The 23921-nt window shown below is 66.3% G+C and carries 20 protein-coding genes; 10 read left to right on the forward strand and 10 right to left on the reverse strand.

Annotated elements, in window-relative coordinates; translation table 11 throughout:
* Positions 1 to 3: 3 nt before the first annotated feature.
* Positions 4 to 549: an MOSC domain-containing protein gene (locus MTES_RS14920; protein ID WP_013586109.1), complete on the forward strand. Its 546-nt coding sequence runs from the start codon at positions 4 to 6 to the stop codon at positions 547 to 549.
* A gap of 90 nt (positions 550 to 639) precedes the next feature.
* Here the strand turns inward: MTES_RS14920 and fbaA are convergent, their stop codons facing one another.
* Entirely contained in the window at positions 640 to 1668 is a 1029-nt protein-coding gene (fbaA, locus tag MTES_RS14925; protein ID WP_013586110.1) for a class II fructose-bisphosphate aldolase, read from the reverse strand.
* Between the two features lie 177 nt (positions 1669 to 1845).
* Here fbaA and glpX point away from each other — a divergent pair, with 177 nt between their 5' ends.
* Together glpX and MTES_RS14935 are read left to right on the forward strand one after the other, a co-directional pair.
* Positions 1846 to 2835 carry a class II fructose-bisphosphatase gene (gene glpX, locus MTES_RS14930; RefSeq protein ID WP_043363089.1) on the forward strand — a complete coding sequence of 330 codons (990 nt, stop codon included), beginning with the start codon at positions 1846 to 1848 and terminating at the stop codon, positions 2833 to 2835.
* A gap of 181 nt (positions 2836 to 3016) precedes the next feature.
* The gene (locus MTES_RS14935) at positions 3017 to 3226 is read left to right on the forward strand and encodes a hypothetical protein (protein WP_013586112.1); all 210 of its coding nucleotides are present in this window, start codon (positions 3017 to 3019) and stop codon (positions 3224 to 3226) included.
* A 36-nt stretch (positions 3227 to 3262) separates the two neighbouring features.
* Here the strand turns inward: MTES_RS14935 and MTES_RS14940 are convergent, their stop codons facing one another.
* The gene (locus MTES_RS14940; protein WP_043361515.1) at positions 3263 to 4669 is read right to left on the reverse strand and encodes a DNA recombination protein RmuC; all 1407 of its coding nucleotides are present in this window, start codon (positions 4667 to 4669) and stop codon (positions 3263 to 3265) included.
* Positions 4670 to 4722: 53 nt separating this feature from the next.
* Complete coding sequence (locus MTES_RS14945) at positions 4723 to 5319, reverse strand: 3'-5' exonuclease (protein WP_043361518.1); 597 nt, start codon at positions 5317 to 5319, stop codon at positions 4723 to 4725.
* 269 nt (positions 5320 to 5588) lie between these two features.
* Between MTES_RS14945 and MTES_RS14950 the strand changes: the two genes are divergently transcribed.
* A complete protein-coding gene (locus tag MTES_RS14950) occupies positions 5589 to 6338 on the forward strand; it encodes a class I SAM-dependent methyltransferase (protein ID WP_013586115.1) in 750 nt (249 codons plus the stop codon).
* Between the two features lie 22 nt (positions 6339 to 6360).
* On the opposite strand, the gene MTES_RS14955 is transcribed toward MTES_RS14950, so the two are convergent.
* Positions 6361 to 9456 (reverse strand): Ig-like domain repeat protein, encoded by a 3096-nt coding sequence (locus MTES_RS14955; RefSeq protein WP_043361521.1) that lies wholly within the window; start codon positions 9454 to 9456, stop codon positions 6361 to 6363.
* Between the two features lie 291 nt (positions 9457 to 9747).
* On the opposite strand from MTES_RS14955, the gene ychF reads away from it, so the two are divergent.
* Positions 9748 to 10821 (forward strand): redox-regulated ATPase YchF, encoded by a 1074-nt coding sequence (ychF, locus tag MTES_RS14960; protein WP_013586117.1) that lies wholly within the window; start codon positions 9748 to 9750, stop codon positions 10819 to 10821.
* 21 nt (positions 10822 to 10842) lie between these two features.
* Here the strand turns inward: ychF and MTES_RS14965 are convergent, their stop codons facing one another.
* Entirely contained in the window at positions 10843 to 11502 is a 660-nt protein-coding gene (locus tag MTES_RS14965) for a site-specific integrase (protein ID WP_231848097.1), read from the reverse strand.
* Between the two features lie 265 nt (positions 11503 to 11767).
* On the opposite strand from MTES_RS14965, the gene MTES_RS14970 reads away from it, so the two are divergent.
* On the forward strand, positions 11768 to 12421 hold the full coding sequence (locus MTES_RS14970; protein ID WP_013586119.1) for a hypothetical protein: 654 nt from the start codon (positions 11768 to 11770) through the stop codon (positions 12419 to 12421).
* 132 nt (positions 12422 to 12553) lie between these two features.
* Here the strand turns inward: MTES_RS14970 and MTES_RS18600 are convergent, their stop codons facing one another.
* The gene (locus MTES_RS18600) at positions 12554 to 16618 is read right to left on the reverse strand and encodes a helix-turn-helix domain-containing protein (RefSeq protein WP_013586120.1); all 4065 of its coding nucleotides are present in this window, start codon (positions 16616 to 16618) and stop codon (positions 12554 to 12556) included.
* Between the two features lie 254 nt (positions 16619 to 16872).
* Between MTES_RS18600 and MTES_RS14980 the strand changes: the two genes are divergently transcribed.
* Positions 16873 to 17388, forward strand: a complete 516-nt coding sequence (locus MTES_RS14980) for a hypothetical protein (protein WP_013586121.1) — start codon at positions 16873 to 16875, stop codon at positions 17386 to 17388.
* A 995-nt stretch (positions 17389 to 18383) separates the two neighbouring features.
* Here the strand turns inward: MTES_RS14980 and MTES_RS14985 are convergent.
* Positions 18384 to 19355, reverse strand: coding sequence for an IS481 family transposase (locus MTES_RS14985; RefSeq protein WP_013586122.1), 972 nt, complete (start codon positions 19353 to 19355; stop codon positions 18384 to 18386).
* 144 nt (positions 19356 to 19499) lie between these two features.
* Here MTES_RS14985 and MTES_RS18965 point away from each other — a divergent pair.
* Positions 19500 to 20412, forward strand: a protein-coding gene (locus MTES_RS18965) for an IS5 family transposase (protein WP_099046929.1) whose coding sequence is annotated in 2 segments (ribosomal slippage) — positions 19500 to 19850 and positions 19852 to 20412 — 912 coding nt in all. Because the reading frame shifts where the segments join, the coding sequence is not laid out codon by codon here.
* Between the two features lie 733 nt (positions 20413 to 21145).
* On the opposite strand, the gene MTES_RS15000 is transcribed toward MTES_RS18965, so the two are convergent.
* Positions 21146 to 21412: a Txe/YoeB family addiction module toxin gene (locus MTES_RS15000; RefSeq protein ID WP_013586124.1), complete on the reverse strand. Its 267-nt coding sequence runs from the start codon at positions 21410 to 21412 to the stop codon at positions 21146 to 21148.
* A gap of 271 nt (positions 21413 to 21683) precedes the next feature.
* Between MTES_RS15000 and MTES_RS18970 the strand changes: the two genes are divergently transcribed.
* Complete coding sequence (locus MTES_RS18970) at positions 21684 to 21965, forward strand: type II toxin-antitoxin system RelE/ParE family toxin (RefSeq protein ID WP_013586125.1); 282 nt, start codon at positions 21684 to 21686, stop codon at positions 21963 to 21965.
* A complete protein-coding gene (locus tag MTES_RS15005) occupies positions 21952 to 22254 on the forward strand; it encodes a HigA family addiction module antitoxin (protein ID WP_013586126.1) in 303 nt (100 codons plus the stop codon). Before MTES_RS18970 ends, MTES_RS15005 begins: the two co-directional genes overlap by 14 nt.
* A gap of 164 nt (positions 22255 to 22418) precedes the next feature.
* On the opposite strand, the gene MTES_RS15010 is transcribed toward MTES_RS15005, so the two are convergent.
* Complete coding sequence (locus MTES_RS15010) at positions 22419 to 22862, reverse strand: hypothetical protein (protein ID WP_013586127.1); 444 nt, start codon at positions 22860 to 22862, stop codon at positions 22419 to 22421.
* Positions 22847 to 23593 carry a hypothetical protein gene (locus tag MTES_RS15015; protein WP_148272896.1) on the reverse strand — a complete coding sequence of 249 codons (747 nt, stop codon included), beginning with the start codon at positions 23591 to 23593 and terminating at the stop codon, positions 22847 to 22849. The genes MTES_RS15010 and MTES_RS15015 overlap by 16 nt, the downstream gene beginning before the upstream one ends.
* Positions 23594 to 23921: the final 328 nt, after the last annotated feature.

The following is a 23921-nucleotide window of genomic DNA, read 5'->3' on the forward strand; positions in this document are numbered from 1 at the left end:
CGGATGCCACGCCTCGTCGCCGTCTGCGCCGTTCACCAGCTTCGTCCCGACGCCGGATCCCTGGGCGTCACCGCGATCGACAAGCGGGCCCTCGAGGGTTCCGTGCGGATCGGACCCTACGGCGTGCGATCCGACGTGCAGGCGAGCCGGAAGCACCACGGCGGGCTCGACAAAGCGGTGTACGCCTACTCGGCCGCCGATGCGGAGTACTGGGAGTCGGAACTGGGTCGCGACCTGTACCCCGGCTGGTTCGGCGAGAACCTGCGGATCGAGGGGCTCGACGTCAACGCGGCGCGCATCGGCGAGGTGTGGCGGATCGGCGACACGGTCGAACTCGAGGTCACGATGCCGCGGACCCCGTGCGCGACCTTCGCGCGGTGGGTGGGCGGGCGCGATGCGCGCGGGTGGGTGAAGCGGTTCTCGGACGCGGGTCGTCTCGGCGCGTACCTCCGGGTGCGGCGCTCCGGCGACGTGAGTGCGGGGGATGCCGTCGAGGTCGTGCGCTCGCCCGAGGGAGCGCCCACGGTTCTCGAGGTGTATCGGGGCTGAGCCTTCAGGATGCCGTGAGGGCGTGGCATCCGGAGCCGGGAACGACGAACGCCCCGGCCGGAGCCGGGGCGTTCGCGAGAGAAGGCGGGGTCAGCTCTTCGACTGGCCGTACGAGCCCAGCTGCTTGGTGGCCTCGACCACGCGGACGGCCATGGCCGACTCGGCGACCTTGCCCCAGGCGCGGGGGTCGTACTGCTTCTTGTTTCCGACCTCGCCGTCGAGCTTGAGCACGCCGTCGTAGTTGGAGAACATGTAGCCCGCGATCGAGCGCGTGAAGGCGTACTGGGTGTCGGTGTCGATGTTCATCTTCACGACGCCGTTCGCGACCGCGAGGGCGATCTCCTCGTCGGTCGAGCCGCTGCCGCCGTGGAAGACGAGGTCGAGGGGCTTGGGGCCGGTGCCGAACTTCGCGGCGATGCCCTCCTGGATCTCACCGAGCAGCTCGGGGCGGAGCTTGACGCCGCCGGGCTTGTACACGCCGTGCACGTTGCCGAAGGTGAGGGCCGAGATGTAGCGGCCGTTCTCGCCGAGGCCGAGGCGCTCGACGGCCTTGGTCACGTCGGCGACCGTCGTGTAGAGGGCCTCGTTCGAGCCCTCGTGCTGCACGCCGTCCTCTTCGCCGCCGACCACGCCGACCTCGATCTCGAGGATGGCGTTGATGTTCTTCATGCGGGGGAGCAGCTCCGCCGCGATGTCGATGTTCTCGTCGAGGGGAACGGCCGAGCCGTCCCACATGTGCGACTGGAAGATCGGGTTGCGGCCGGCCTTGACCTCTTCTTCGGAGGCCTCGAGCAGCGGCAGGACGAAGCCGGGCAGGGCGTCCTTGGGGCAGTGGTCGGTGTGCAGGGCGACCGTGATGGGGTAGTTCTTCGCGACCTCGGTCACGTACTTGGCGAAGGCGAGGGCGCCGGTGGCGCGGGCCTTGACGGTGTGGCCGGCGAAGTAGTCGGCGCCGCCGGTGGTGACCTGCAGGATGCCGTCGGAGCCGGCCTCGGTCAGGCCCTGGAGCACCGAGTTGATGGTCTGCGAGCTCGAGACGTTGATCGCGGGGTACGCGAAGCTGCCGGCCTTGGCGCGGTCCAGCATCTCGGCGTACTGCTCAGGGGTAGCGACGGGCATTGTGCTCCTTGTGTCGTTGCGGGGACACCGCCAGCCTAGCGAAGCCGCCGGATCGTGCCGGGGTGTAGGCGGGAGGAAGTGGGGGAGTATGCGCCAGTGTTAAGAACACCGATTCCTTCGCGCGCGAAGCGGAGAAATTGGGCGATTGTCACAACCTTCGTAGCTACAGTGGGCCTCATGGTGAGCCTGACATCCGATATGAGTCCGTTACACCCCGATCGGAACCTGGCTCTCGAGCTGGTTCGGGCGACCGAAGCCGCGTCGATCCGCGCCGTTCCCTTCATCGGCCGGGGCGACAAAGAGGCCGCGGACGGTGCGGCCGTCGATGCCATGCGCGCGTTCTTCAGCACGGTCAACTTCGACGGCACGATCGTGATCGGCGAGGGGGAGAAGGACAACGCCCCCATGCTCTACAACGGGGAGCGGGTCGGAAGCGGCCGCGGTCCGCAGTGCGATGTCGCCGTCGACCCCATCGACGGCACCTCTCTGACCGCCGCGGGACGCCAGAACGCTCTGTCCGTCATCGCGGTGTCGGACCACGGGACGATGCTCGACGCATCGAGCGTCTTCTACATGGACAAGCTCGTCACCGGCCCCGCCGGTGTCGGCGTCGTCGACATCCGTCTCCCCATCGGGGAGAACATCCGCTTGCTCGCCAAGGCGCTCGGTAAGCCCGTCGACGAGATCGTCGTCTCGGTGCTGAATCGCCCGCGTCACGAGCAGCTCATCGCGGACATCCGCGCGGCCGGCGCCGGTACCCGCCTCATGAGCGACGGCGATGTGGCCGGCGGCATCAACGCGGCCCGGCACAACGCCCGGACCGACATGTGCGTCGGCATCGGTGGCAGCCCCGAGGGCATCGTCACCGCGTGCGCGATCAAGGCTCTCGGTGGGCACATCCAGGGCGTCCTGGCCCCGCGCAACGACGACGAGAAGCAGAAGGGCCGCGAGGCCGGTCTTCTCGTCGACGGCGAGGTCTACGAGGCCGACGACCTCGTCAAGGGCAAGAACACGATCTTCGTCGCCACCGGCGTGACCGACGGCCAGCTGGTGCAGGGTGTTCGCCGCGAGGGCGACTTCCTCTACACCGAGAGCGTGGTGCTGCGCGGGGCCTCGGGCACGCTTCGCCGGATCTCGTCGGAGCACCTGACCTCGAAGTGGCTGTGACGCGGTAGCGGGGCGCCGCCCGGCTGGGGACGCGAGGCTCGCCGCACGGTGCGCGACGTACACCTACAGCCGGGCGTGTCGTGACGCAAGCGTGACCGGTCTCGAGAGGGTCGTCTGGCAGAATCGTGTGCAGTGTCAACGGCGACGCTGTGTTCTTCCGAGACCCGAAGGGGGATCGTCCATGGCAGCTCCGACGAACCAAGCCGCACCTCAGACCGGGGCGCACGCGGTCATCGCCGACGCCGTCGACCCTGCGCGCCGGCCCGATGTGTTGCTGCGCGTGCGGCGCGCGGAGGGCCACGAGGTCAGCGCCTGGTGGATGGTCGGCGCGTTCGTCGGCGTCTCCGCCGCCGTGATCAGCCTCTTGAGCTGGGTGCCCGGCGGGTCTTGAGCCCGCTCGGGCCGGTCGTCGTCACCGCCTTCGTACTCATCGCCCCTGGTCGTTGAGGCCCGCCCGCGACCGCACTTCGCCGACGTCTGCGGAAGCGATGGTGCGGGGCTCCTCGCTATCGGCAGCACCGCTACCGGCGCCGCTGTCTCCCGCACCGGCTTCGGACGTTCGCCTGGCGTCGGCCGCCGCCGGGACCGGGTGGGTCTCGGCCGAGTTCTCAGCCGTCGCGTCGATGAACTCGGGGGCCGCCCAGCGCCGCGGCGCCGTCTCGAGCGCGGCGGGGGGCGTCACGGCGTCGAGCTTCGTCTCGTCGATCCCCGGGAACTTCCGCGCGGTCACCAGCACGCGTGACTCGAGCGACCCGGCGAACTTGTTGTAGCTGTCGACGGTGCGCTCGATGGCACGTCGCAGGTCTCCGGCGTGACCGGCGAGGACGCCGACGCGCTCGTACAGCTCGGTCCCGAGGGCGAACAGAGTACGCGCCTCGTCGGACACGTCCTGCTGCGTCCACGTGAACGCCACGGTCTTGAGCACGGCCCAGAGGTTGACGGGCGAGGCGAGAGCCACTCGCCGCGAGAACGCGTAGTCGAGGAGCGTCGGGTCTTCGTCGAGGGCCGAAGCGAGCAGCGACTCGCTGGGGATGAAGCAGACGACGAACTCCGGACTGCTCTCGAGCCCCGCCCAATACGTCTTGCGAGCGAGCGCGTCGACGTGAGCTCGGACGGCTTTCGCATGGCGCGCGAGCAGCGCGGCACGGCGTGCGCCCTCGTCGCCCTGCGCGGTGACGGGGATGGCGCTGGCCTGAAGGTACGCGTCGAGGGGGACCTTGGCATCCACCGCCAGAGCTTTGCCGCCCGGGAGACGGACGACCATGTCGGGGCGGCCCGAGCCGGCGTCGGACGAGATCGAGGCCTGCAGGTCGAAGTCGACATACCGAGTGAGCCCCGCCGCCTCGACCACTCGGCGCAGCTGCGTCTCGCCCCACACCCCGCGCGTGCTGCCGGAGCGCATGGCGGACGCCAGGGCTTCGGTGGTCGCGCGCAGCGCCTCGTCGGCCTCCCGCGACTGGCGCAACTGCTCACCCAGTGCCGAGTACTGCTCCACGCGGTCGCGCTCCAGGCCGTCGACCTTGCGCTGCATCGCCTCGAGGGTCTCGCGCACCGGGTCGAGCGCCCGCAGGACCGTCTGGTCGCGCCGCTCCCGCTCTTCGCGCGCGGCCTGATCGTTGCGCGACTGGCCGACGGCCTCGCGGTACAGCGCCACCTGATGATCGAGCTGCGATTGGAGTCCCGCGCGCGCGGCGTCGGATGCGGCCGCGCGCGCCGAGAGCTCCGCACGCTCGACGGCGGCGCGCGCCGTGGCTCGCGACGCGCCCAGGAACCACCCGCCGGCGACGCCGAGTGCCAGGGCGAGGATCACGAGAACGAGGGCGATGGCATCCATGGGGTCAGCATGCACCAGACCTCCGACATTGCCGGAAAGACGGGCCGTGCGGGTCAGGCGACGGCGCGCTCGGCGACGGGTTCGACGGCGATCTGCGACACCCGGACGCCCAGGTGAGCGGCGAGGGCGTGTACGTCGGAGGCGCCGGCGCGACGGGCGCAGTCGATCGTGATCTCGGCGCACGCGACGGCGTCGGCCAGGGCGTCATGGTGGGCGAAGGGCGAGCATCCCGCCTCTTCGGCGACCAGGGGGAGCCGGTACGACGCGAGGGAGTAGGTCTTCCGCGACATCTGGACGCTGCACAGGTAGCGGTAGGGCGGGCACTCATCGCCCGTCGCGGCGCACGCGCGACGCAGGACCGACATGTCGAAGCCCGCGTTGTGCGCGACCAGGACGTCCGCCCCGGCGAATGCGGTCAGGCGGGCCAGTTGAGTGCTCCAGTCGGGGGCGTTCACGACGTCGGCGGGCTGGATGCCGTGGATTCCGACGTTGATCGGAGCGAAATGGTCGTGTCCCGGCGGAGGCTTGATGAGCCAGGCGGCGGTCGCGACGACTCGGCCGTCGCGGACCCGGGCCAGACCGACCGCACAGGCCGACGCGCCGCTGGAGTTCGCCGTCTCGAAGTCGATCGCCGTGAAGTCCAGTCCCACGGCTCCACTCTCACCCGACGTGACGAGGACCCGCCGAGGCGCGCCGAGGTGCTCGGCATCCGGCGTCGTCCGCCGGGGACGTGCGGTGCCCGGATGCCATGTCGCAGGCGCCGTCGTGCGGAATCGCCGCTCGCCGCGCCGGCGCGACCGGGGCGACGCGCGGGGCGGGCACGCGAAGTCCGCAGGACGGCGCGATACGCGGCACCAGGGCTCCGCTCCGCAGGACGATACGGGGGAGTCGTGTCGGAGGCCCGGCGTAGGGTCGGAGCATGACCGATCGCGAGAAGTCGACCTCGTTCGGGCAGGCGGCCTCCGCCTACGAGTCCGGGCGTCCGGGGTACCCCTCCGAAGCCGTGGCATGGCTGCTCGAGCCGGTGCGCGAGCCCGGTCGCGCGCTGCGCGTCGCCGATGTGGGAGCGGGAACCGGCAAGCTCACGCGCGCCGTCGTCGAGCTCGGCGCTGACGTGGTGGCGGTGGATCCGGATGCCGACATGCTCGCGACCCTGCGAGAGAACGCGCGCGGCGTGCCCACGTTCGTCGGCACCGCCGAGAATCTGCCGCTGCCCGACTCCGGGCTCGACGCCGTCGTCATGGGTCAGGCCTGGCACTGGGTCGACGTCGAACCGGCCTCCCTCGAGACCGCGCGCGCGCTGCGCAGCGGGGGAGTCCTCGGGCTCGTGTGGAACATCCGTGACGATCGTGTCGACTGGGTGCGGCGCCTCACCGGGGCCATGGGCGGCTCGAACGCCGAGGTCCTCCTCGCCACGACCGGTCCCCGCATCGCGGAGCCCTACGGCGAGCTGGAGCACCGGGAGTGGTCCTGGGAGCGTCGCATCACTCTTCCCCAGCTCCGCGACCTCGTCGTCTCGCGCAGCGACATCATCACGGCCAGCCCGGAGCGGCGCGCGGCCATCGATGCCGCGGTCGACGGGGTCGTGGCATCCGTTCCCGAACTCGCCGATGGGGGCTCGGTGGCCTTGCCCTACGTGACCCACGCGTTCCGCGCGCGGCGACCCTGACTCCGTCCTCGCAGCCCCCGTCTCATCGGGAAGCTCGCCGGCGGCGCCCCCGGACGACGATGACGAGGCATCCCAGCCCGGTCAGCATGAGCGCCGCGGCCGTGCCGAGCATTCCGGTGAGAGGGATGTCGGCGCCCGTCGCAGCCAACCCGCTTCGCGTGCTCGGGCGGAGCGTGATCGACACCTCGGACGCGGCGGTGTCGTAGCCCGCGGGCTGGAAGGCGACTCTCACCGTTCGGTCTGCCGACGCGATCGCATCGGCGGAGAGCTGAATCACTCCGTGGCCGTCGATGACGACGCCCTCGGCGAGGAGGCGTTCGCCGGCCCAAACGCCGATGTCGCCGCTCGGTTGCTCACCCGCGAGGGACGATGCCTTGCCCGCATCGTCGATGCGGGCGGCGATCTCGAGCCCCACGCCGCCGTCCGCCGTGTCGGTCATCGCCGTCGACAACGTCGAGGGCCTCTTCTGAACCACCGACGTCGCAGCGGCCGAACGGCCGTCGGCGAATCCCGGATCCCCCGAGAACTCGGCGGAGAACGTGTGCGTGTCGGCGCTGAGGAGGGACAGGGGAAGGGTCCAGCGAAGGACGCTCCCGTTCTCCTCGGGAACAGCGTCTGCGTCGGAGAAGACGTACAGCTCGTGATCCTGGTCCGACAACAACCGCATCGTGCCCGAGAGTGCTGCATCGCCACCCGTCGCACGTGCGATGACCGTGAACTGCCCCGCTGCGTCGGCGACGATGCTCTCGGGGAGGCCCTCGACGCGCACCTCTACCGGCGTTTCTTCGTAGGAAACTGTCTGCGGGTCTGACGAACTGGGGAGAGTCAGGCCGTCGAGGCCGAGGTATTCGGCCCGTACGCTGTTGCTCTCGCCGTCGAGATGGATTCCGTCCAGAGTGGCGACGCTGTCGATGACGGGCGCGTGGCCGAGCAGGACGTCGTCGTCGTAGAACGCGACAACGCCTCCGTCGACCTCTTCGATGCCTGCGCCGCGCACACGAGCCTGCAGGCGCAGAGGGTCGCCCACCGGCTGTGTCTCGGCGGTGGGATCGGATGCCGAAAGGGTCGCCGTCGAGGCGCGCGCGGCGGAATCCGACCCGTTCGACGCGGTGAGGGTGACGCCGGTCGCGTCAGCGGGGACGGTGAACGTGTGCACGGGAGCGACGACGCCATCGGCGACGGCTTCTCCCGGCTTCACGTCGGCGGGGGTGAACACGGTCTGGACAGTGTGCTTACCGGGTGTCAGCGGGGGAAGCGCAAACCCCCACCCGGAGTGGTCGTAGGTCGCGTACCCGGCGTACGTGTTGTCGTAGTAGTAGTGAGCCACGTAGCGGTTCTCTTCACCGGCGGCTGTCCAGTACGTCCGCTGGATGATGACCTTGCCGGGCTGGTATCCGGACGGCGGCGTGTCGTAGACCTCTTCTTCGACACCGCTCCAGTGCCATTCCGGTCCGGTGGGCCACTCGCCCTCATCGTCGGGAGTGCCCGGCGGAGGCGGGGGCGCGTCGACGTGAAGATCGACAGGCTCGCCGCAGTCGGAGGGGAGTTCGCCCACTGGCGTCGTGGCGTCGACATATGTCCTCGACGAGGACGACGTCAGCGCGTCCGTGCCGCGGAAGGCCATCCCGATGTCGGTGCCGTCGGGAGCGTCGATGCGGATCGCCACGCACCGTGCCGAGGTGGGAAGCGACGGGGACGTGCGCAGCGGGATGTCAGCGACCGTGTCGTCGTACGTTCGCGGGGGATTGGCCCGCACGTTCATGGTGAGCCCGTCCAGATCGACGGCACTAGAGCCGATCATCGCGTCCCACCGCGCCAGGAGGAGGAACCGGCCGTCAGCGAGACGACGCACCTGCGTCGTCACGGTCGTCGCCGCGGGGACGCTCTCGAGGAGATGCACGATCCGGCCGGGGAGGACGGTCGCTACATCGGGGGTGTAGGCGATCGTCACGTTCTCGTACCCGATATAGCTGTCGTCGTCACTGCGGTCGATGACGTTGATGTCCGTGATGTGAGCGAGGGCATCGATCTTCCACTCGCCGACCCCGTGCTCGGTGGTCACGATCGCCGTGCCGTCTTCTCGACCGAGCGTGATCGTCCCCGGGAGGGGTTGTCCGGTCTCGGCGCTCACCACGCGCACGACGAGGGGATTGTTCGGGCGGTCGGCGGTGATGACCGGGGTGTGCTTCTCCTGCCAGCGGAGGGTGATCGACTGTGCGTCTCTCGACGCACGGGCCGTGCGACCCGCGCAGTCCCCGCAGACATCGGGGGAGAGGTAGTTCGCGCCTCCGCGTCCGCCTCCGGCGGAGGCGAAGTCATCGCGGAAGAAGCTGTGAATCATGCGATCGGGTCCGCCGCCGTCGCCGGCGACCACCCCGCCCCCGCCGCCGCCCCCGCCCGCGTGGCGGATGAGTTCCTGTCCCTCCGGCTCCGCGCCGCGGCTGTTGGCTCCGCTCGTCGAACACAGAGCGGCGGCGGTCACGTAGGAGCCGCGTAGCCACTCGCTGGCGTCGTGCCCGGGCTCGCCGCCGCGATACGCGCCGTGGGTGAAGACGCTTCCGGCGCTCCAGACCCGCGATTCGCCGCTTCCTCCGCCCCCGCCGGCCGCCACGGCGAGCACCTCGGCGTCGCTGTCGCAGCGGGCCCCGTTCGTCCCCGCGATGATGGCCGTCGCGTCTCCGCCGTTGCCGCCACTCTGACGAGTGGCCTTCCACGGCCAGGCCCACATCTCTTCCTGACCCGTGTACGCCGCGGGCAGGCCACTGCCCGCGCCTCCCGCGAGGGAGGCGAATGCTCGTGCATTCTGGGCGCCGAACAGGAAGCTCCATTGCTCGCCCGCGGGGCGCGTGACGCTGAAGTCGAAGGCCGCTGCCGCACCCCCACCCTGCCGCCCGCTTCCCGGCGCGCCGACGACGGTGACGTCGATCGCGCCGGCGATGCCTGCCGGTACGGTCCACGATTTCACCGGCGTGGACGGCGTGATGGTGAGGGAGCGTTCGAGCGACACGACGGCAGGCGCTGCCGCCTGCTCGGGTGCTGCCGCCTGCGCGGCGGACGCCTCACCGACGACGAATCCGGGTGCCATCACCAGGGCGGCTCCGAGGGCGAGTGCGAGCACTCGCGGGACGGCGGCGCGCCGAGAGGATACGGGCGCCAGCGCACCGCGAGAAGAAGTTTTCATCCGTTCCAGGACCCCCGTGTGGCGGGGCTCCTTCCGAAGGCGGTGGACGACCCCGGGGTCAGAGTATCGGAACCTGTGCATTCGCTGATGGTGCGGAGAGACTGTCCGCCGCAGCCGGTCGAGCTGTTGCTCGGTCCGTCGGTTTGCGGGGGCGTGAGCGCGTCCGCCCGAGGTCTCGCCGTCGAGCGCAGGCTCGAGAGGAGCCGCAGCCGGGTAACCTGGACTCCCGTGGCTCTTACCATCGGAATCGTCGGCCTTCCCAACGTCGGAAAGTCGACCCTCTTCAACGCTCTGACCAAGAACTCGGTGCTCGCCGCGAACTACCCGTTCGCGACCATCGAGCCCAACGTCGGGGTCGTGAACCTTCCCGATGTGCGCCTGCAGCAGCTCGCCGACGTGTTCGGCAGCGAGCGGCTCGTGCCCGCCGCGGTGTCGTTCGTCGACATCGCCGGCATCGTGCGCGGCGCGAGCGAGGGCGAGGGGCTCGGCAACCAGTTCCTCGCGAACATCCGTGAAGCGGATGCCATTGCCCAGGTCGTCCGCGGATTCGCCGATGACGACGTGGTCCACGTCGACGGCGCGGTGAACCCCGCGAGCGACATGGAAACCATCAACGCCGAGCTGCAACTCGCCGACCTCCAGACCCTCGAGAAGGCGATCACGCGCTACGAGAAAGAGGTCAAGGGCAAGAAGCTCGACCCCTCCGTGCTCGACGCCGCCAAGGCCGCGCAGGATGCGCTGCAGCGCGGCGTACTGCTGTCGGCATCCGGTCTGGATCTCTCGCCGATCCGCGAGCTGGGCCTGCTGACCGCGAAGCCCTTCATCTTCGTCTTCAACGTCGACGAGGCGGTGCTCACCGACCAGGCGAAGAAGGACGAGCTCGCTGCTCTCGTCGCCCCCGCGAAGGCGGTTTTCCTGGATGCCAAGATCGAGTCCGAGCTGATCGACCTCGACCCGGAGGACGCCGCCGAGTTGCTGGCGTCCACCGGCCAGGACGAGTCGGGCCTCGATCAGCTCGCTCGCATCGGGTTCGACACGCTGGGCCTACAGACCTACCTGACCGCCGGCCCCAAGGAAGCGCGTGCCTGGACGATCCCGCAGGGCGCGAAGGCTCCGCAGGCGGCCGGTGTCATCCACACCGACTTCGAGAAGGGCTTCATCAAGGCCGAGGTCATCTCGTTCGCCGACCTCATCGAGCTCGGCTCGGTCGCCGAGGCCCGCGCGAAGGGCAAGGCCCGCCTCGAGGGCAAGGACTACGTCATGCAGGATGGCGACGTGGTGGAGTTCCGCTTCAACAACTGAACGGGCTGTTTTGCCGCGGAATTACGCGGATGTTGACGAATCAGTCCGCACAGAGTCCGCAAAAGTCCGCAGAACGGTTTCAACGAGAGCGCCCGCGACGGCACGCGTGCGGTCGTCGGCGGTGGGCCACAAATGGCTGTACGTGTTGAGCGTTGTGGTCGCTTTCGCGTGCCCCAGGGCTCGCTGCACGGTGACGACATCGCAGCCCGCGGCGATCAATCCCGAGGCGTAGAAGTGTCGGAGATCGTGTAGCCGCACGCCTTCGATGCCGGCTCGCTGGAGCGTCGTCTTCCACCAGTGGTGATCGGTGTTCTGATGCGGCGGCTCATTGTTCTTGCCGTAGAAGATCCACCGGTCGGCACCGAACGTCTTCCACTTCGCGATGTGGTCGCTCAGCAGGTTCAAGAGCTCGTCGGGTGCGGGGATGTCGCGCTCGGAGCCGTACTTGGGCGGGCGTAGATCGACGAGTCCGCCGGGCTTGCGTTGCACCTGTCGCCGCACGTGGATCTGGCGGTGCAGGAAGTCGATGTCGGGAAGCTGCATCGCCGCTGCCTCGCCCAGGCGCAGCCCCGCGAACGCGCAGAACACGATGAAGGGCCGGAACCACTCCTCGGCGGCGTTCATGATCGCCGCGACCTCTTCCGGTGTGGGGATGCGCATGGCCATGTCGGCCTTCCGCATACGGGGGAGTGTCACCCCGAGCGAAGGGTCGGTGGCGATCAGTCGGTCACGTACCGCAGCGCGAAGCACCGCTCGCACGTTGTTGACGCGTGTCTTGATTGTTCCGGGCGCCCGCTTCGTATCCCTATCCGGGCGGTGCGCGCCGAGCGGCCCCGATTGTGCAACGCTGGCCAGCTGTCACCTATTCGTGCGGCAGTCCCGAGCCGACTCCGGTCTGCCTTGAAATCAAGACGCGCGGGTCGAGCCGACACGATAACGTTCCCGCGTGAGCATTCAGGAATGGGCGCCGATCCTCGGCGGAGCAGCTATCGGAGCGATCGTGACGTCGGCTGCCAGCATTGGGATTGCAATATTCAATGCCAAGCGGCGAGATGGAGAACGGGCTGCAGACCTGCTTGACCGCAAGGAGGAGCGCCGGCTCGCCGCGGATCAGCGTAAGGATGACCGGAGCAACGCGCTTGCGGACCGCGAGGACGAACGCAAACACACGCGGGCGGTCCTGGAGGATGAGCGGCAACACGACGCGAAACGCCAGGCAGCTGAACGCGCCAACGAGGCGCTTCGAGATACCCTCACGATGCTGCGGACGATCCGCGTGAACTACGCCGAGAGGTCGGAGGGTGTCGTGGTGCCCTACGCCGACTACATCAAGGCAGCCGATACAGCGCTTCTGATACCCGAGCGAGCGTTCGCGGAGTACCTGTCGCTCGACATCTTGAACCTGCAAGGGCTACCCATCCTCGGACGCTCCTTGGGCGAAGAACACAAGACAAGCGCCGCGCAGTGGGAGCACTTGAGCGACCTGGTTAAGCGGTGCACAGACTACGCGGTCGATGGGTCCTGGGACTCCGCGTGGCTCGAGACAGCGCGCAAGCTCGCAAAGGATATCGATGACGCTTGGGAAGAGATGGGCCCGTAGCGAAGCGCGGAGAGGCGCACGGGACATCGATGCTGATGGGAGCGGATATGAGGGCAACCGCAATCCTCTCACGAGCCGGGAACGAAAGTGGAGCCGTCCGCGGGCATCCAATGGCTCGCGGCCCTAAAGCCGTCACCAGCGACGCGGGTTCCGGAGGCTCGCATCATCCTGGCGCTCAGACGCGATTCGAGCGGTCGCGCGAGCCGCTACCTCGTCGTAGAACCGGCGCACCTCTGAAGCCGCGTCAAATTTGAGCGCCAGGCGCTCGGCGCCGGCCCTGAGGGCGACTTCTTCCGGATCGTCTGTGCCGACGGCTCGCGAGTGGCTTCCGTACTCGGCTGAGCCGTGAAGGCCCAGGATCACAGCACGCTTGAGCGATCCTGGCAGAGCGGATGCGGCCTCAATCGCTCGAGCAACGAAGCTCGGGGCTCGCAGAACGAAGTCACGAGGCGCGCCGTTCAGGACAGCTCGCGCCAAATCGACGCGATCCGGTTGCTGCGTCTGGATCAGTGAGAGCAGTGCGGCTTGCACGTCCTCCTCGTATCCAACGAACATTCGCTGAAGGACGTCGAGACCATCGTGCCCTCGACGATGCGGAGCATCCTCAAGGAGCCAGTTGATGTGGTTCCGAATCAATCCCGGTAGGTCCGGGCTCGCTCGAAAACTGAATGGCATCGATTCGAGGTAGGGCAATGCGTCGTAGCCGTCGGGTCCATCTTCCTGTCGATCGATCCGGCGTTGCAGGAAAGCGAGCGCTGCATACGGATCGATTGCGATCTGCCGCGTCATCAACTCACCGAAGTCATCAGCGTCGAGACTGGGCGTCTGCGCAAAGCGATCCATGAAGACCGCGCGCTCATCTGCGGATAGGTGAGCCCATGGAACTGTAGCGCCTCCGGTGAGAACGCTCGCCGCGGCCGCAGCAACCGCCGAGTTTGTTTCGATCGGAGCTGCGTGCAAGATCGCCAGCACGACTTCGGGGTCCAGCTCTTCGCGCCAACGAGCGGTCGCGAGCAGCGATGAGTATACGGCGGGGTGTTTCGTTGTCAGCAGTGCGTCGACAACGCGGAGCTGGCCGATGGTAAGTGGACTTCTAGTTCCCCCGACGGCTGATGCGACCATCGCAGCGGGCTGCTCGCCTTGCGCGATCTTGACCATCACGATTGACAAGAGGTCCGGGTAGTCCGAAGCGAAGCAAGCGCTAATGGCGGCTTCGACGATGCAATCGTCCGCAGGGCTGGCTGGAGTGCGCGGCGTGAGCGCGGCGCGAGCGAGGTCGGAATTCGACACGAACATGAGTTGGAGCAACCGCTGCGGCGGGGTGAATCGCTCTCTTTCATTTAGCGCATTGTCCATCGCATCGCGAAGTCGGGTGAGGATCTGCTCCGGCGAAAGGGTTGAGTTCCATCGGCGGGAAAGATCCTGTATTGCCCGCTCGAGCTGCGCCGCGGACCGGTGGTAACGAGCTACAGCAGGCGACTCGGTTCCCTCACCGCCCCCTTTAACGCTCTGGGCCTCGTCCTCGTCGTCCTCATCTGTATGGAAGCCACCGCGCGTCACGCGTGCGAGCAGAAGGTCATCGTCCGCAGCCAGTTTCCTGCGTGCCGCGCGTGCGGCCGACCGCCGAGCGCCTTCGCCGTAGGTGGCATGCCAGCCAAGCGCGCGATAGGCCGCAAGCCGAAGGCCGGCGGGACGCGACGCATCCGACAGCACCGAACTCAATCCGCCCATGATGGTCGTGAACTCCTCAGTCACATCATCAGAGCGGTGGTTCGACATCAGGCCTTTCTCTAGCACTTCCGTCGCTGCGTACGCCGACTTATCGTTGCTCTCCAGCGCGCTGATCGCGATGGTGATTGCGGCCGATCGCACGTCGGAGACGACGTCGAGGTCAATGTCGTGCCGGACGATGGATAGATTCCACCCGCGAGATTCCGTGACCACGATGTCGCGCGCCATGACCGCGCTCAGGAGCGAAACAAGTTGACTGGCGCGCGGCTTGAGTTCCGGTTCGGCGAGCAGTTCGGCGACCGTGTCGACATAGATGCGGTTGAAGCGCACTGTGCGGCGGGGGTGGAACTGACCCAACTCGCGAAGCAACCTCATCGCGTGCTCCGGGTTCTGGTTCTCTCTCCGCGGATCGGGACCACCGATTTCAACAAGCAGCCTCATCGACCGAGAAAGGTGGTCGACGTCGCTTCCCGCATGTGCGATCAAGGGTGCTAGTGCGCGCGCGACTTCGGCGGTGGTGAATCCGCGCGGAGGTCCCCATATCCCGCTGAAGGGATCCTCTTCGTCAGGGGCTGGACTTGCGAGCAGCAGGTCAGCCAGGTCCAGGGCGCGTCCGGGGTAGATGGCGGCCACTGACGCGACTCTCTTCGCAAGGGAAATGCGCGCAGAGTTAGGGAGCGTGAGAGCGTGTTCAGCCAGCGCCGACCAGAGTGTGTCGGCCAACTCAGATGGCCCCTGCGCGCGCCTTTGCCAATCGATCACGCTTACATTTCGAAGCGCATGCGAAAGGGCGAGACCGCGCGCCTCGTCGGCGAGTCGAATCGCGAAGCGCTTGTCTAGACCGGACCGCGATACAAGCGCCCGCTCCAAGATGGCGTCGCCCAGGAGGTCGGGGACGACCCGAACAGTCTGGCTCCGTCGTAGAACCAGACCGAGGTCATCGAGTTCATCCACTACGTCCAGAACCCTCGCTTCATCGATGTTGCTCACACTTGCGATGACGTCGAGGAACGACGAGTCCGTGAGGTTCGCCGGTTGAACGGCTGCAATGGCCTGCAGCACGGCGATGCGTGCATCCGCGTTCGAGCCGCGGATCACGATGTCGGTGAACCGCGTGAGGATTTGCTGGCGCAGTTCGTTCTGCGTCACGAGGTCTCTATCTGTCAGGACCCCCTCCCGGATCAGGTGCGCGCCGAGGACGATCATGAATGGGCAGTCGTAGCCAACGCGTGCTAGGCCTTCGACTCGAGTATCGGAGGCGAGTTCGCCCAGTGCCTCGCGAGCGAGAGACTCGGCCGCATCGATCGGAAGGTCATCGAGTGTGATCGAGATTCTCGCCGCCTCAGGGTCGGAGAGGTCAAGTGCGGCATGAAGTTGAGGGGTTGCGCGAGGACGCGTCGACATCACCAAGGTGGCGTCCGGCCGAGTTCGCCGTACCCCGAGTTCCAGAGCGCGTACGTCAAACTCAAAGTCCATTGCGTCATCGATCACGACGACGGGCGCGCCCTCCGGCAGAGCCTCGTAGGTTTCAGGAGCGATGGAACCGCGCGACGCGAATACCACCGGCCTTCCGACGTCGCTACGCGCGAAGGCTCGCAGGAGACGAGACTTACCTATCCCGCCGCGACCGATCAAGATGATCCGCTCCTCGAGTGCCGCGCTGAGATCGATGAGTCGGGTGAGCTCGTTCTCACGGCCGACTAGTTCGAAGTTACGATCAACACCTAGACGCCCGGCGAGCGCAGAGTCGTACTCATCAGGTGTCAACCACGGACTGGGCTCGCGCACGCCGAGAAATGGCTCCCGCATTCCACGGAAATAAGTATCGACGAGGGCGAGAGCGTCCCGACGCGGCAGCTGTCGGACGAGCGCGGACAGATCCTCGCCGTCCCACAGTCTCCAACCTGGGTGATCCTGCATCTCCAATCGTGCTGCTGGTGTCGCGGTCTTGCGACTCAATGCGATGGTGCCGGATGTGATCTTCGCTTCCGCGGTGACTTCAGCAACCGCCGCACGGATGTCCTCCGGGCCGAACGTCTTGTGACGCTTGCATTGGACACCAATCCGCTCACCGCCGCCGTCGATGAACACGTCGACGCCGAACTGCTTATGGCCCGTTGATCCGTTACGGGTTGCGGTCCGGTCGGGATACCTGCGAGCGCTCAAGTCCCGGATAAATGCCTCGAACGCCTCATCAGAGAGATTCTCAAAGGGAAGGGTCAGCACGAGATTGTGGGTCGCGTTCGCAGCATCCACTTCATAGCTACCTGCCGCGGTCGCGTCATCGAGAGAGAGCCCGAGCACCGAGCAGAGACCAGGGAGTTGAGATTGTCGAGGTCGGGAGCGTCCGCGCTCCCACGCGCTTACTGTCTGCTGGCCCACGCCCATTGCCCGGGCGAGTTCTGCTTGGTCGAGCCCAGTGGCAGTCCGGGAAACCCGAATTAGCGTCCCGAGAAGCGAGATCATGCACTTACTCTGCACGGGGTGAACGCGTACGGTTACAAATGCACGTATAAATCCCGTACCGGCGTGTCGTCACCCCAATCGTGCTCGCTTGGCGGACTCGCTCGCGCGTCGAACGGCGCGCGGCCTCCTATCGGTCGGAGCAAATGCATGCCGCATACGGGCTGGACGCGCGAGGCGTGCCGGCCAGACCGCATTCGGTTGGCTCGCCCTTCGAGCATTGGAAGTTGAGACACCAATTCTGCGAGGATCTGGTCATGAGCGCAGAAGATGTCGACGCCTCCTCCCGGGCCGTGAGAATCGAGTCGTGGCGTCCTGAAGTCGAGATGGATACCGATGCGCTCTTCATGCACACGGTCTACGTGCTGCCGACTCGAACGGTGATCGTGGACGAGTGCCCCGTTAAGGTCTTCGACGACTCCGTCCGCTTTCTTCCGAAGTATGCTCGCGCAGCCGGGGCGGAGGTCCAGTTCGCCCCCATCCCTGGTGACCGGCGATTCTTGTCCGAGTACTCGCATGATCCTGGGGCCTGGCAGTTGGCGCTTACGTGCTTCGGTTTCGTCAACGACTGGTTGATCATGACGGTGAACGCGTGGATCACCTCACGTTGTCAAGTGACCGGACTGTCTGACTCGGAGGCGCTGGAGCACGAGATGGAAGTCGAAATCGCCGAGTGGAAACCGAAGAAGGGCAAGTTCGTCGGGCTTCGGATGAAAGGGCGGGGGTCAGATGTGATCGCCGCGATACGCGAGCTTCGCTCGCTGGATGACTGAGCTATGCGCGTTGGGGGGACGATAATCCAGTCGGGTCCGGTTCCGCCTCCGCGCGGACCACTTCGGGACGCCTACTTGGACAGAAATGGACGCGAACAACTGCGCGTTGCGGAGAGTGAAATTCGACTAGCGATCGTCGCCCTGGGCTCGTTGAATCCCACGGATCTCGATGTCTACCCCTTCGAATCAGAAGACAATGAAGTGCGTCTTGAACAGCACTCGGCTCTGAAGGCGCTGTGGGCCGGCCGTCGACGTCTAATAGGTCGGACCAAGATCGTCGCCGCCGAACCGCACATACGATCAGCCGAACAGGCTGCGGTAAGGGCGCTCAATTTTCTCGAGGATCACGCGCTCGGCGAGGCCGCGCACGAGGCCGTGCATAGAACAGCCCAGTTACGTCGTGGCCTGCTAGGTTGCCGGATTGAGTTCCGAGATGACGCCTACTGGACAACTTGCCCGTTCTCCTTGGTGCACATCCGGGTCGGCTTTTCCGCAGGAATCACGGGATCGTTTGTCTGCTCGGTGTGCGAAAGCCCGATGGAGGACTGTGATCACCTCCCGGGAACCACACACGACCATGTCAAACGCGGAGGAGGCGGCTCTTGCAATGTCTGCCACGCGACAAGTTGCGAGCACGACGACGGCGAAATTTATGCGGCCACGGTGACTCCCATTGGCGTGGCTTTCAGTGCTCACGAGGTCTCCATGGTCCCGCGGCCGATGTACCCGCAGGCGCGATTCCGGGAGATCGAAATAACTGACGATCTGGACTCTGAAGCTCGTGCGCTCGCGCGAGAGGGACGCCTGCACTGCGATGAATGCTTGGGGCCATGCGAAGGGCTGCTAGACGCGCGGGCTTGGGGGGGAGAGGGTCGGGCTTCCGATCGCATAACTGCTGAGATGCACTCGCCTTCGTCGAGCGCCGGTGGTCGGCGACCGCGTGCCAGTACACGGCGAGAACGCTCGGCGCGCGGTTAGCGGTCCTAATCGGGGTGCTAGGTGTACTGACCTCGACCGTTGTTGATTCGGTCGATGGGGGTGCCTCCGATGCCGAGGTGGTGCCTGTCTAGGTTGTAGTGGTCGAGCCATGTGGGCAAGGCCGCAGCTCTGTCGCTGTTAGATGCGAAGGGTTGGGCGTAGGCCCATTCGGTCGCGAGGGTGCGGTTCAGTCGCTCGACTTTCCCGTTGGTCCAGGGGCAGTGCGGGCGGATGAATTTCTGAGTGATGCCGTGCGCGTCGATCACGGCGCGGAAAGCGGCCGAGTGCCGGTGGGCGAACGCGTTGTCGCTGATGACACGTTCGACCCTGACGCCGAGGGCCGTGTAGAACGCGATCGCGCGTTCGAGCACCCCTGCGGCGGTGTCGCCCTTCTCGTCATCGTGGATCTCCGCGTAAGCGACTCGGGAGTGGTCATCGATGACGGTGTGGATGTAGTCGTACCCGAGTCCGCGCTTGTGTGCGGGGCGTGCTCCGCGGCCGTGCGCGCGCCATCCGCCGCCATCGGGGATGCGGCCCAGTTTCTTCACGTCGACGTGGATGAGTGAACCGGGATAGTCGTGCTCGTAGCGGTTCGCCGAGCGGCGCGACGCGCGGATTACCGTCCCGGTGACGGTGTTCAGTTCCCGCAACAGCGGCGCCCGGTGACGGCGCAACACACGCCCGACCGTCGAGGTCTGCATACCCAGCTTGGCCGCAAGGAACACCGGGCCCCGGCGAGTGAGCTCGCGCATGAGCCGCACGCGGGTCTCCACCCACGGTCCGGTCCGGGCGGGATGCGAGCGGGCGACGCTGGAACGGTCGATGAGACCCGCTGGCCCGTTCTCACGAAACCGTCGCCACCACTGCCACGCGGTCGTCCGCGAGATGCCCATCGCTGCCGCGACATGCGCGACCGCACGCCCCGACTGGATGCGTTGGATCATGATCAACCTGCCGGCAGGAGTCAGCCGGGCATTAGCGTGGGACACGAGAAGCCTCCGTGTGCTCGAGCTGCAGAACTAGACAGCTCCAACTCGACACCGGAGGCTTCTCCTACGTCAACAACGATCCGGGTCAGTACAGCTAGGGCGTGTCTTGTAATTGGTCGGTGTGTTGGCTGAGATGCTGGCAGGGTGTCGCGTTTCGTGTTGCTCTCGGATGATCAGTTCGTGTTGATCGCTGATCTTCTCCCTGGGCCTACGGGTAGGAAGGGGCGTCCGTTCGCGGACGCGCGGACGATGGTCGAGGGCATCGTTTACCGGTACCGGACCGGGATAGCCTGGCGGGATCTGCCGCGGACGTTCGGGCCGTGGCAGACGGTGTGGGCTTGGCATCGCCGTCTCGCGGCCGATGGCACCTGGGACGTCGTGCTCGACCGACTGGTCAGCGCTGCGGACACCGCTGGCGCGGTGGACTGGTCGGTGTCAGTGGACTCCACGATTGCGCGCGCCCACCAGCACGCGACGAACATCTCCCGGGTTACGGGGGGCTTCGTCGAATTACACGAATCCGCGACTCGAGCCGCCTGACCACGGCTTGCCGCCTGACCACGGCTTCGGTCGCTCCCGCGGAGGCCTGTCCACGAAGATTCACCAGCTCGTCGACGGTCATGGACTGCCCTTGGTGACATTGGTCACCCCCGGACAAGCGGGCGACTCGCCGATGCTGCTGCCCCTGCTGGCCGAACTCCGCGTCACCCGGCCGGTCGGACGCCCGCGCACCCGACCCGATCGAGTGCGCGGCGACAAGGCGTACTCATCCCGAGCGATCCGCGCCCACCTTCGCAGCCGTGGCATCGAAGCAGTGATCCCGGAGCCCCGCGACCAGCAAGGCCACCGGAAACGGCGCGGATCCCGAGGCGGACGCCCCGTCTCCTACAACCCGGTCGACTACCGCAACCGCAACGTCATCGAACGCGGCTTCTGCCGAGTCAAACAATGGCGAGGCCTCGCTACCCGCTACGACAAGCTGGCAATCGTCTACCGCGCCGCGGTCGTCCTCAACGCCGTCATCGCCTGGCTACGCCATTTACAAGACACGCCCTAGGCGGCAACGTCTCGATAGGGAGCGGCGAAGGTGAGGGCGACGCGTCCGGCACTCTATCGGCAGCCTCGATCCGTCGGGAGATTGCGCTCCGAGGGCTTCGATCACGTTCCACGGCGTCCGCAAGCCGGTCCCCCGTCGGTCGATTGGACGGAGTTGTCAGTGGTTGTTGTGTGACGCCCACCTGAGATCGGCCCTCGTCGCAGTAGCCCCGCTCGCCCCGAAGCCCGATGATCCCCCGGCATGCGCACGGCCGCAAGTCGCCGAGAACCCGTCTATCGCAACTCTACGTTCCGCGTCAGCTCAGCCACGCGGCCCACGCCTACGACGTGCAGGGTGAAGGAGCAAGGCAATGCACGCAGGCACTTTCCGTGAGCATGCTCGCGACCGTCGCCCTCGCTGGCATCGAGTGACAACCTCGTTACATCGTCCGCGGGCGCCGAAATGCCAAGCGTGACGCTGCTGCATCGAAGGCTGCAGCGCAGCGTGCGCGAGAGACTGCGCGTGCCGATGCTGTCGACCGGTTCGCGTCGAAGTGGGGGAGTGAGCGGGGAGCCCACGACCGTCTGAGCGCGGCTTCGTCGGAGCTTGAACGACTGCATCGGCAGGAGGCGGCGTTGCTGCGCGAGCGAGATGAATTCGTGCGCGTGATGCGCGTCGCGGAGGTGAGTTGATCCACGCTGAGCATGCGGACCAAGCTGAGCAGACAAGCGCTCATGAAGCGCCTGTAGCCGCGTTAGTAGTGGTAGCGCGCCTGCAGGATCGTGATGTGGGTGTCGCTCGCGATGTAGACGAGGCGATTCGCTTCGTCGATGCGGCGTGACCGGGCCCCGGCGAGTGCGTGCTTGAGAGCTTCGGGCTTGCCGATTCCCTCGAACGGGTCGTCGCAGAGTATGTCGGCGATCAGCTGATTGATGCGGCGCAGAGTCCTGCGGTCTTGCGTCTGCCAGTAGAGGTAGTCGTCCCACCCCTTGGCTGTCCAGGCGAGCTTGCGCTCGCTCACGGCTCGAGGAGGTCGTGCTCTTCGATCTCGCCGTCGTGAGCGCTTGCAAGGGCGCTCAGAGGCGACGGGCGTTCTCGGGGGAGCGGAGCAGGTAGCTCGTCTCGATGAGGGAGTCCTACTCGTCCTTCGACATTGTGTGGTGTCGTCGCGGCCGTGACCCTGCCGTTGTCGAGTCGGCACCCGCCGAGCACACGGCCGGTCGTGCGATCAGATAGCGAACAATGAGGTTAACGTCTCGCGTTATTAACGTTGTGCGTTATATCATGATGGTGTGATCAGGTCGTTCGGGACCAAGGAGACCGAGCGGCTGTGGCGTCGTGAACGCGTGCCCTCGATCGATCCCCGGATCCATTCGACGGCGTTGCGAAAGCTGCGTCAGGTGGGGTCTGCCGAGTCTCTGGACGATCTTCGGGTTCCAACAGGAAACCGGCTCGAGGCTCTCAAGGGCGCTCGAGCAGGGCAACACAGCATCAGGATCAACGACCAGTGGCGGATCTGCTTCGTGTGGACCGACGCTGGGCCAGAGGAGGTGGAGATCGTTGACTATCACTGACAAGATTCCCCCGGTCCACCCCGGTGAAGTTCTTCTGGAGGACTTCATCAACGGGCTGGGGATCACGCAGAACAAGCTCGCTGTCGCCATCGGGGTTCCGCCACGGCGGATCAACGAGATCGTGCACGGCGCTCGCGGGATCAGCGCGGACACCGCGCTTCGATTGTCGAGGTACTTCGGTACCTCGGCGGAGTTCTGGATCAATCTCCAGAGCTACTACGAACTCGATCGTGCCGAAGATCTCGCGGGGGAGCAGATCGCCGCGATCACACCCCTCCAAGTCGCGTGATGCCGGCCGAGGGATCCGGGTGCTTGGCCCGCGTAATCGAGTGAGCGCACGCCCCACGCCGCGGAAGTCTCTTACTCTTTCACGTGGATGAGGCCGTGCTCACCAAATAGGCGAAAAAGGACGAGCTGAGCCGGAACGCATCTGACTGCTCATTCGAGTCGGCGCTACGTCGGCTGGTCGGTTTCATTCACCCTTTCGCCGTTCTCGACGGACTCGCTCTCGCCCCCGTCTGCCGTCAGCGCTAGCAGGTCGTCGCTGATGAACACCGTCACCGGATCTCCCACGTCGAGAACCACAGCACTCTCATCGAGCGCGCGTTCGCTACTTGCGATTACCTTGCTCGGCTGAAAAAGGCCCGACAAGAAATTGGGTGTCTCGTACTGGACGCGGGCGAGCGCGAACCGTTCGTACGTTTCAGAGACAGTTAGTCGGAGGTTCACGAGTCGCACACTCCCCAGCACGTCATCAGTGTCGGGGTCGGTGACGTCGACAAAACGCCAACTGACCACCTTGTCTCCGACCGCAACTCCAGCGTCCTCTCCGACGTTGATTGCGATGCTCAGCGCGCTCATCACGCGCGCAACCTTCGCGTTCAGCTCTCTGGCCATATCGCTTCCTTCTCTAGGGAGTCCGCCCTCGCTGTGATCTCGACATCTGCAAGCGTGCTGCCCGTCGTGCCCGCGCGCCTGAGAAGATCGGCTCTGTAGCTATCGGTCACTACCGATGCGACCTGGAACACGACCACATGGTTCTCGCGAATCTCGATGCATTCCAGCACTGCCTTGACCTGGTTGAGAGTGGTGCTTCGCAGAACGTACCGGGAATCCACCGCCGGCCGCTCGCTCTGCCACTTCGCGCCGATCACGAGGACGCCGTTCGCAACGGCGACCTCAATCTCCCGGAACGTGGCCGCACGAGACATAGCCCTGGCTTCGGCCAACACGCGCCGCCGCCCCTCTGTCAACGTGTCGCCGTGCCATGTCTTCAGCCGCTTCTCGGCATCCTCGGCCCGGGCGGTCGCGGCGCCCGCCGCTTTCTCCCATCGTTCTAGATCGACTGCGAGCGCATCATGCGCCTTGGCCTTCGCAGCGAGATCCCTCCATCGTCGCCAACCCCATCGAACGAAGCGAATCACGTACACCACCAGGGCAATCGCATAGAACGCCCCGACCAGTATCACGACAGCCCAGTACAGCCAGACGAGCTTCGCTGACACGGCGTCGTTATAGAAGCCGATGGCACCCGCTACAGCCAGGCCGAATGTGATCGGCCAGAGAAGCCACTTAGGGAGGGGACTGCGCCTCGGACGCGCGTGATCGGGCGCGTCGCGGTCGGTCATGTTCATAACGTACCGATGCTCTGGCGACTGTCGTACCCGTGGCACCCGAGCCCACCTCAGGAGGTGAGCTGGGCGAGTGCAGCCGGTTGCCCCACGTCGTTGTGTGACGACGAGCAGTCCACCTGGATGCGGGCCTCGCGATGGCCGGCGCGGGCAGCGGCACGCGAGCACGGTTCGCGCCGTGCTGACGGAGGTCCGCAAGCCATTGTAGTTGATTCACCAAAGGTCGACGGGCGCCAAGGCGGTTATAAATACCTGTTCGGAGTACGTTCATGAACTTTCAGACAGTTCGAGGAAATGCGCCGTATTCGATCCGCTTCAACAGCTG

The organism is Microbacterium testaceum StLB037 (assembly GCF_000202635.1).
Taxonomy (GTDB): Bacteria; Actinomycetota; Actinomycetes; order Actinomycetales; family Microbacteriaceae; genus Microbacterium; species Microbacterium testaceum_F.